This window comes from Corynebacterium sp. HMSC036E10, assembly GCF_001836265.1.
Lineage (GTDB): Bacteria > Actinomycetota > Actinomycetes > Mycobacteriales > Mycobacteriaceae > Corynebacterium > Corynebacterium coyleae.
This window is the reverse complement of record NZ_KV827947.1, coordinates 5,304-12,023: the sequence shown is the minus strand read 5'-3', so window position 1 is coordinate 12,023 and position 6,720 is coordinate 5,304. Positions and strand designations below refer to the sequence as shown.

Genomic DNA, 6,720 nt, shown 5'->3' with positions numbered 1-6,720 from the left:
AGCAAAAATAGAAATCAAGGCAAATGCCTAGGAACAAAACTCGGGGCACTTCACGGTGTTACTAAATCCGTAGTCCTAACAGCTATCGCGTCCCCATTCGTGGCCATGTCTCAGTCGTTTAGCAAGCAGGCGAATACGCTCTGGTACGAGATTTTCGATGTCGTCAAAGACAACTCGCTGGTGGACTACTCGGGGCCGACTCCTGCGGATAACGTGATGGAACGGCTACTTCAGGCACGCTCATAGTTATTGGCGTAGTGCGGGTACGGTGTGGGCGTAGATGACGACCACTGCAATCAAGGCGATACAGACGGCGAAGGGTGCCAGCGGGTTCCACCCGTAAAGGGCGGTCGAAGCCAGCGGGGCAATCGCGTACGCCAACCCATTATTAGCGTTGATGATGCCAGCCACTGCGCCTTGCTCATCTGCACTCATCTTCAAGGTTGGGCCAGTGTTGTACCCGGGCATCGCCAGTCCCATACCTACCCCCAGCACGATACACCCGACAACCAGTAAAGCGTGCGAGGAGGTAGGCCAAATGAGCACAGTTGCAACTAGTGTAATGGCCAGACCAGTACGTAAAAGCTTCGCTGCTCCCCACCCTGTCTTTGGAGCAATCACCGCTTGGGCAATGATCATGGTCACGCCCATGATGGTCAGGTAAATCGCGGAAATACCTGCGGTCGCAGTTGCCGACAGGGCGAAGCGGTCTTGGACAGTGAATCCAAAAATCGTAGCAACAGAAGAAAACACAAGAAACATCACCAGACCAGTTGCTAGCCAGGGAGCTACACGCGGATCAGTGAAGCGAATCCGTTGAGGCTTTGCAAAAAGTTGCCCTCGGCTTTGAGGTGCGAAACTCACCAAGAGAACAACCAGACCAATCACCATCACAACGGGCATGACCACCAAGGGCAAGAGCAGGCCACCAGCAGCGGCTAACACACCTCCAGTAACACCTCCAACAATGGAGGCCATCCCTTGAGCCGCTCCAATCATGCCCAGTGCTTTTACCCGCCCGTTCTCGCTGGCAGCATGCGTGACCAGGTGGGCTTGCGCGGTCGGGGCGATCGCTGAAATCCCTCCACCATAGAGCAAACCACGAGTGATCACAACACCAAAAACTAGTCCGACACCGCCAACTACCTGGTTCATCCCCAGGTAGGAGACAATACCGAAGGCGCTCAAAGCGATGATCGCGATCACAAGCCCAGCAGCGAGTACACGTTTAGCGCCGACACGTTGGGAAGCTCGCCCCCAATAAGCACTCAAGCTCGCTAGTACAATCGCTGCCAAAGAGATAGTGGCGCCAATATGCCATTCCCGCAATCCCATCTGTCGTGACAGTGGCGCGATGATCGGATTGAGAATCATTTGCCCCATAAAAGCGAGAAAAACGATTCCCACTACCAGGTTCGCTTGCGCTCCTGGATCAATAGAGCTCTGTGTCGGCTTATTACTACGAGGGTCGGGCATCACTACACTCCATTACTAGAACACTGTTTCACTTAGGGATATTGTAGAATGGTGTTCTAGTAAGGGTCAAGGAATAAGTTAGGGTCACCTTATGAACACTGTGCTAACGGGGCGAAGGGCTGGGCTATCACGCGAGCTGATTGTCAAACAAGCTGTACAGTTAAGCGCGATCAGTGGCGTTGAGGGATGGTCAGTACGGGACATTGCCCGTGAACTGGGCGTGGTTCCCTCAGTGATTTATCATTATTTTCCAAACAAGGAAGCCATTTGTGATGCTGTTGTAGACCGGGTATGTGTCGGGATTGAAGTTCCCGACTCGGACCTTGAATGGAAAGCCTGGTTTCGAGCTATGGCTCACAATCTACGCCCCGCATTGTTAGCATATCCGGGGATTACCGACAGGTTCGCGCGGGGCAAGTTCACCGAACAGTTTTTGCCGATGATCGATGGAGCCTGGGCCAAACTACAAGAAGCTGGGTTTGGTGACAATTCGCCTGTGGCCTACACAATTATCGCGAACTCGATCATCCACACGATCGGAGCGAGAAACCTGCGCGCATCCAATCAAATCCAGCCTCGCCACAACCTGCACGAAATGCTTGTCAGGCTTGAGCCTATGATGGCTCAATCTGTTGGACTGACCAGTATTGTCAACTCTTACCTGGAGCCTCTCTCACACCCTGATGAAGAAGAAGCGATGTCCGAGGAATACTACGACCTCGTCATCGATGTGATCCTAGACGGCATCGAACACACCCTGCTGCCTTAACTCTGACCCACTTCTCAATCATCGTCTTAGTGAGCGCCCGCACAGCTGTGTACTTCAACACAGCGGATGTAGCCCAGTTGATAAGCCGGGTCAGTTCACGTTCACCCCCGCGTTCTCATGGTCACGGAGACGGTTAAGTAGTTCTTCCTGATACGGATTATTCATGGTGTGCCCTTCATCCAGGTATAGGTAAAGGGGGCCAAGGCACACACCCTGACCCCTTCGCTGTCTGCTACGGGCTAGCGTCTACTCGGTAGCACCCGCCGTGGTCGGCTCCACCACATCCTGTTCAGCCGTCGCCAGCGCCTCCGGGCGGATCACGGAACCGCCGTACACCTGGAGGCCCGTAATCGCACGGGTGAAACGGAACGGCAGCATGGACGATTCCTCCACCTCCGTGATCTGGTAGCCGAACGGGGTAGCCATCGGGTGGCCCGCAATGACCACCTCACGGCCCGCCACCGTCGGCACCGTCGGCGCGGAAATGATGCGGAACCCGAGCAGGCGACCAATCTCACCGTTCAAGAGATTGCTGTTGTTCACTGCCTTGTCCAGGCGCTCGTCGTACAGCAACGCCGATTCCATCTCGGGGCCAACCATCACGAAACGGTCAATCTTCAGAACGTGGGTAGCGTTCAACTTCTTACGCAACTTCACTAGCACGGAGAAAGAATCCTTGGAATCAATATCCAACGGAAGCTTGCCCACCTGGTTCTGCTTACGAACGCCGTCCTTCATGAGTTTGCCGATGTAGGTATCTACCTGCTCGGCCATGCCCTCCGCAGCCTCTTGCACAGCCTCCGGCTTCACATCCAGGCCGGACTGGACGGAAGATACCAGCGGAATCTTGAAGTTGAAGTAGTCGCCCTGGTCGGTCTTGAACTTACGCTCTCCGAACTCGACATCTTCAACAATCATGTCTTCGGACTCGTCGTACTTACGGATGGTGGGACGGCTAAGGTTGGTGACAACAACCTCGTCACCCTTACCACGGATTTCGCCCTCAAAGTCGCGGTTCGTCACACCCTCCTGCGCGAATGCCCAGGTCTGACGGAGCGGCTGCATGAGCGCAGACGCGACAATCGGGCCGATTACCGGATCCCAGTTCTTGTGGGACTGTGGAGTTGCCATAGTGCGTTCCTCCTAGTGGAAACTTTTAGCGGCTGATACGGCCTTCCTCCACTGCCTTGTTGATTTCCTCAAACTTGCCCTGTGCGTACAGGCGGTCGAGGTCATCGGCGGTGAGGATTCGGCCATCGTTGTTGTTCGTGGGGCTGGGGTTCCGCTGGTGCGGGGTGCTACCCCACCCGCCTTGAACTGTGGGAATGAGTTGAGCGTGTTGGTGACGAGTTCGCCAGCCTTACTGTCCCACTCGTCGCTGCCCCACTTCGGGAGATCACCTACACCACGGAGATACGGCACAAGCATGTCGGGGTCTGCCCCGTTTTCCTTCGCCAGCTTGCGTAGGGTGTTGTCCTCGCGCATTCGGTCGAGTTCGGCCTGGAGCTTGTCACGCTCGGCTTCTCGTTCCTGCGCAGCGGCCTTGGCCTGCTTGATTTGTTCCTCCGGGTCTTTGTCGGACGGTTCAAAACCGAGTACCTGCGCGAGTTTCTTCAACGTCGCTGCCTGTTCTTCCGCCTGCTTCGCCTTCACTCGGCGGTCGCCGTTCTCGTTCTTCAACTTGCGGTTTTCCGCTTCGTATCGGGCGAGCTGCTTACGTAGCGCGTCAAGGTCTACGGCTTCGTCCGCCTCGTTGGCCTGCGCCTCGCCTAGGTGTTCACCGGCTTGGGTGTAGTTCCCTGCTCGGTGTCGTGCTGGGCCTGCTGCGCCTTGTCAGCGGCCTGCTGTGCGAGGTCTGCGGGGGTGGTGTTTTCATCCGACATGTGGTTTGTCTCCTCCTTGGGGGCTTGGGTGGTGTTCCACGCCTTGGTGGTAACGGGGAGGAGTATCGCGGAGTCAGGGTGGCGGTCAGTGTTGCGTGACGGTCACCCAGGCGGAATCGTCCTCACACACCTGCCAGTACCACTCCGGCCACGTATCAGCATTGGAGGACAAAGCCACAACCTCTGTAGAGGTTACCCAGGCGGGAGCGTCACCAACCACCATGGGCACTGTTTCCTCCGGCATTACCATCGCCTCGTCACCGTAAACAACCACCCGGTTAGACCACAGGCGCTCGGGCAGCGCCTCCCTAGCGCGCTCCACCGCCCGTGCTGCAACGTCAATCAACGCTAATCACCGCCAAAACTTCATCCGTAGGTGTCAAATCGTCCGTGCGCATCATCGTCAGCGAACCCGCCTTCAACTTCTTCAACCGTTCGTCAACATTGATTAGTCCATCTAATGACTGGCCTCACACCACTTGATCTCGGCGTCCTCTTTAACCCAGTTCCAGATATGGCCGCTCCTAGTGTGTGCACTGCACTCCCAAGCCATCAGCAGCGTCAGGCAGCTTGACCCGTGTTTGCCTCTTCGGGCTCGGGGTCTCGTTTGTGATCACGGTAAAACTTCGGGCATGCCCACTAGCCACCACCCAAGAATCTGCGACGCTCAGAAACTCTCGTATCGCACTTTCTTTATAAGGATCATCCTTACGAGCACGCACCCACTGCGTCACCTCACGATAGGAGTTAACTTCTTCCTGCGTCTGAGTGAGAATCTGCGTCTTAGGGACAAAGTCTCTCAGCCACTGTGACTTTTCATCATCGCGTTTCAGCAATTCATTTTCTACAGACTGGTGAAAATAAAATTGCCCTTCGGAAAAGAATGCATCGAACTGCCGCCAGTACGATTCAAAAATGTCTCGCGGACGGTGATTGAACGCACCGATCACGATATTCGTATCGATGAGGTACACCTATGCGACCTCCTGCATACGAGTAACCGCATTCTTCAGCGTCGCAGTCTTTGCAATGCCCAGTTGGCGCGAAGCTTCCTCTTGAGAAATTGCGCCATCTGCATATTCGCCGGTTACTGTGTCCAAGAACCGGCCACCCAGCCGAGACTTCAACGTGACGAAGAAGTCACCGCCTCCACTAACAATCGGAGGCGTAGGGTTCGAGGGACGTTGCCGAAGGAATTCCTGCACTTGTGGTTTGCCAAGGCGGCGCTGCCCCACAAGGGACCACAGTGTCGTATCCGCGCTTACCCGGTACGCATCGTATGCCCATTCAGTGATGTGTTTCAGATCGGGATTTCTGTCCCATTCCTGCAACAACGCATGCTGCGGCAGAAGCAGGGCAGCTGCAAACCTGTTACACCATCGCTCTACATCGTGATGATCGTTCATGGCTCCAGTGAGCCCTTCTGCAGCGAGTAGCACGTGGCCTAGCTCGTGAGCAAGGCTAAAGTACTGCCCAACTTTGTAATCACTGCCGTTGATGAAGATCAAGGGGTAAGCACCATCGAGCAGTGTGAAAGCACGAAACTCGTCGATGTCGAGTTTGCGGTGGTTGTTATTTCCAAGTACGGAGTTTCGCATCACCAAGACACCGCAGTGCTCAATTGCCTCCGCTAATTCCAGCACATTCTCTCGACCAGTAGCCGCCCTGCCTGGCTTCCATCCAGCATCGGCGAGCTGAGGAAGTAATGCACGCACGGCATCGTCCGGGTTATCACGTAATGTCCATTCGCCACCGAAGCATGGGGGCTCAATGCCTTCTGCACGAGCAAATTCGGCGTACCAACCCAAACGCCGCTCACAGGCGTAAATCGTTTCCTTCAATTCCGGGCTGAACTCGGTTACTTTCTTACTGTCTACGGTGCGGAAATCTGGAAAATCCGGTTGGTCATCCGTGGGGTCGTCGAGAAGCAAGTATCCAAACGGGATACAAGCAAGCGATGCCAAGTGCTGGGCCTGACGCAACGTCGGGGATACCTCCCCTTCCAGCCATTGCCGGACCAACCGAAAATCGCTTTTTTGGGCAAGTTCTTCAACCGTGACGCCGGTCCGCTGTAGGGCCCAACGCAACGTCGGTGCTGCAATGTCGATTCGAACAGTCATCACTCACCTCCCGCTAGTTACGTAGTTTTTACCTTAGCGGAGGAGCCCAGCAAACATCTCCGGGGAGCTACAGCTATCAAATTGATACAAACGAGTTTTCATGCCTGCGGAACTAGCCTCGCTCATGCTAGGGTTCATGTCAATCGTTCAGCCCGCCTCCGAGCCAAGCTCAGAGTGTGGGCTGGATTTCTTATTGCAATCTGGCGGATCCCTTCGTACTCCGGCGTCGCCCGCACCGTCACCGCGCTGACCTGAGTTGGTCGACGGGAAGGGGTCGATGCGAAGCTCGGCCCCACCCCCGGAGTGCACTGCTACGCCCGTCATCGACGGACCGGGAACGAACATAACAACATAAAAACGAAAGAACCCCCAGCGTTGGAAAGAGGAGCTCGGCTTCAAGGTCTGCGTTGTCTACTTCCCAGCATGCAAACTCCTCCTCATCAATGACGACAACCGGCACGCGATCGCCGTA

The 6,720-nt window shown here is 55.4% G+C and carries 7 protein-coding genes and 2 pseudogenes; 2 read left to right on the top strand and 7 right to left on the bottom strand.

Annotated features, from left to right (window positions below; genetic code table 11):
* Positions 1-246 (top strand): annotated as a pseudogene (locus HMPREF2736_RS11890) (hypothetical protein); the annotation flags it as partial.
* Here the strand turns inward: HMPREF2736_RS11890 and HMPREF2736_RS02180 are convergent.
* Entirely contained in the window at positions 247-1,476 is a 1,230-nt protein-coding gene (locus tag HMPREF2736_RS02180) for an MFS transporter (protein ID WP_052205465.1), read from the bottom strand.
* A gap of 91 nt (positions 1,477-1,567) precedes the next feature.
* Here HMPREF2736_RS02180 and HMPREF2736_RS12515 point away from each other — a divergent pair, with 91 nt between their 5' ends.
* Positions 1,568-2,245, top strand: a complete 678-nt coding sequence (locus tag HMPREF2736_RS12515; protein ID WP_070452898.1) for a TetR/AcrR family transcriptional regulator — start codon at positions 1,568-1,570, stop codon at positions 2,243-2,245.
* A gap of 246 nt (positions 2,246-2,491) precedes the next feature.
* Here HMPREF2736_RS12515 and HMPREF2736_RS02170 read toward each other — a convergent pair whose 3' ends face one another.
* From HMPREF2736_RS02170 to HMPREF2736_RS12605, 6 genes and pseudogenes are all read right to left on the bottom strand, one after another.
* On the bottom strand, positions 2,492-3,376 hold the full coding sequence (locus HMPREF2736_RS02170) for a hypothetical protein (RefSeq protein ID WP_070815556.1): 885 nt from the start codon (positions 3,374-3,376) through the stop codon (positions 2,492-2,494).
* A gap of 12 nt (positions 3,377-3,388) precedes the next feature.
* Positions 3,389-3,925: a hypothetical protein gene (locus tag HMPREF2736_RS02165; protein ID WP_070828785.1), complete on the bottom strand. Its 537-nt coding sequence runs from the start codon at positions 3,923-3,925 to the stop codon at positions 3,389-3,391.
* A 288-nt stretch (positions 3,926-4,213) separates the two neighbouring features.
* Positions 4,214-4,474 (bottom strand): hypothetical protein, encoded by a 261-nt coding sequence (locus tag HMPREF2736_RS02160; RefSeq protein ID WP_070828784.1) that lies wholly within the window; start codon positions 4,472-4,474, stop codon positions 4,214-4,216.
* 178 nt (positions 4,475-4,652) lie between these two features.
* Positions 4,653-5,102, bottom strand: coding sequence for a DUF4411 family protein (locus HMPREF2736_RS02155; protein ID WP_070828783.1), 450 nt, complete (start codon positions 5,100-5,102; stop codon positions 4,653-4,655).
* A complete protein-coding gene (locus tag HMPREF2736_RS02150) occupies positions 5,103-6,248 on the bottom strand; it encodes an ImmA/IrrE family metallo-endopeptidase (protein ID WP_070614952.1) in 1,146 nt (381 codons plus the stop codon).
* A gap of 385 nt (positions 6,249-6,633) precedes the next feature.
* Positions 6,634-6,720, bottom strand: a pseudogene (locus HMPREF2736_RS12605) (glutaredoxin family protein); the annotation flags it as partial.

What these genes read in the sequence shown, in the direction of transcription:
- HMPREF2736_RS02180 (WP_052205465.1), bottom strand. Translation starts at nt 1,476, where the DNA reads ATGCCCGACCCTCGTAGTAATAAGCCGACACAGAGCTCTATTGATCCA.
- HMPREF2736_RS12515 (WP_070452898.1), top strand. Translation starts at nt 1,568, where the DNA reads ATGAACACTGTGCTAACGGGGCGAAGGGCTGGGCTATCACGCGAGCTG.
- HMPREF2736_RS02170 (WP_070815556.1), bottom strand. Translation starts at nt 3,376, where the DNA reads ATGGCAACTCCACAGTCCCACAAGAACTGGGATCCGGTAATCGGCCCG.
- HMPREF2736_RS02150 (WP_070614952.1), bottom strand. Translation starts at nt 6,248, where the DNA reads ATGACTGTTCGAATCGACATTGCAGCACCGACGTTGCGTTGGGCCCTA.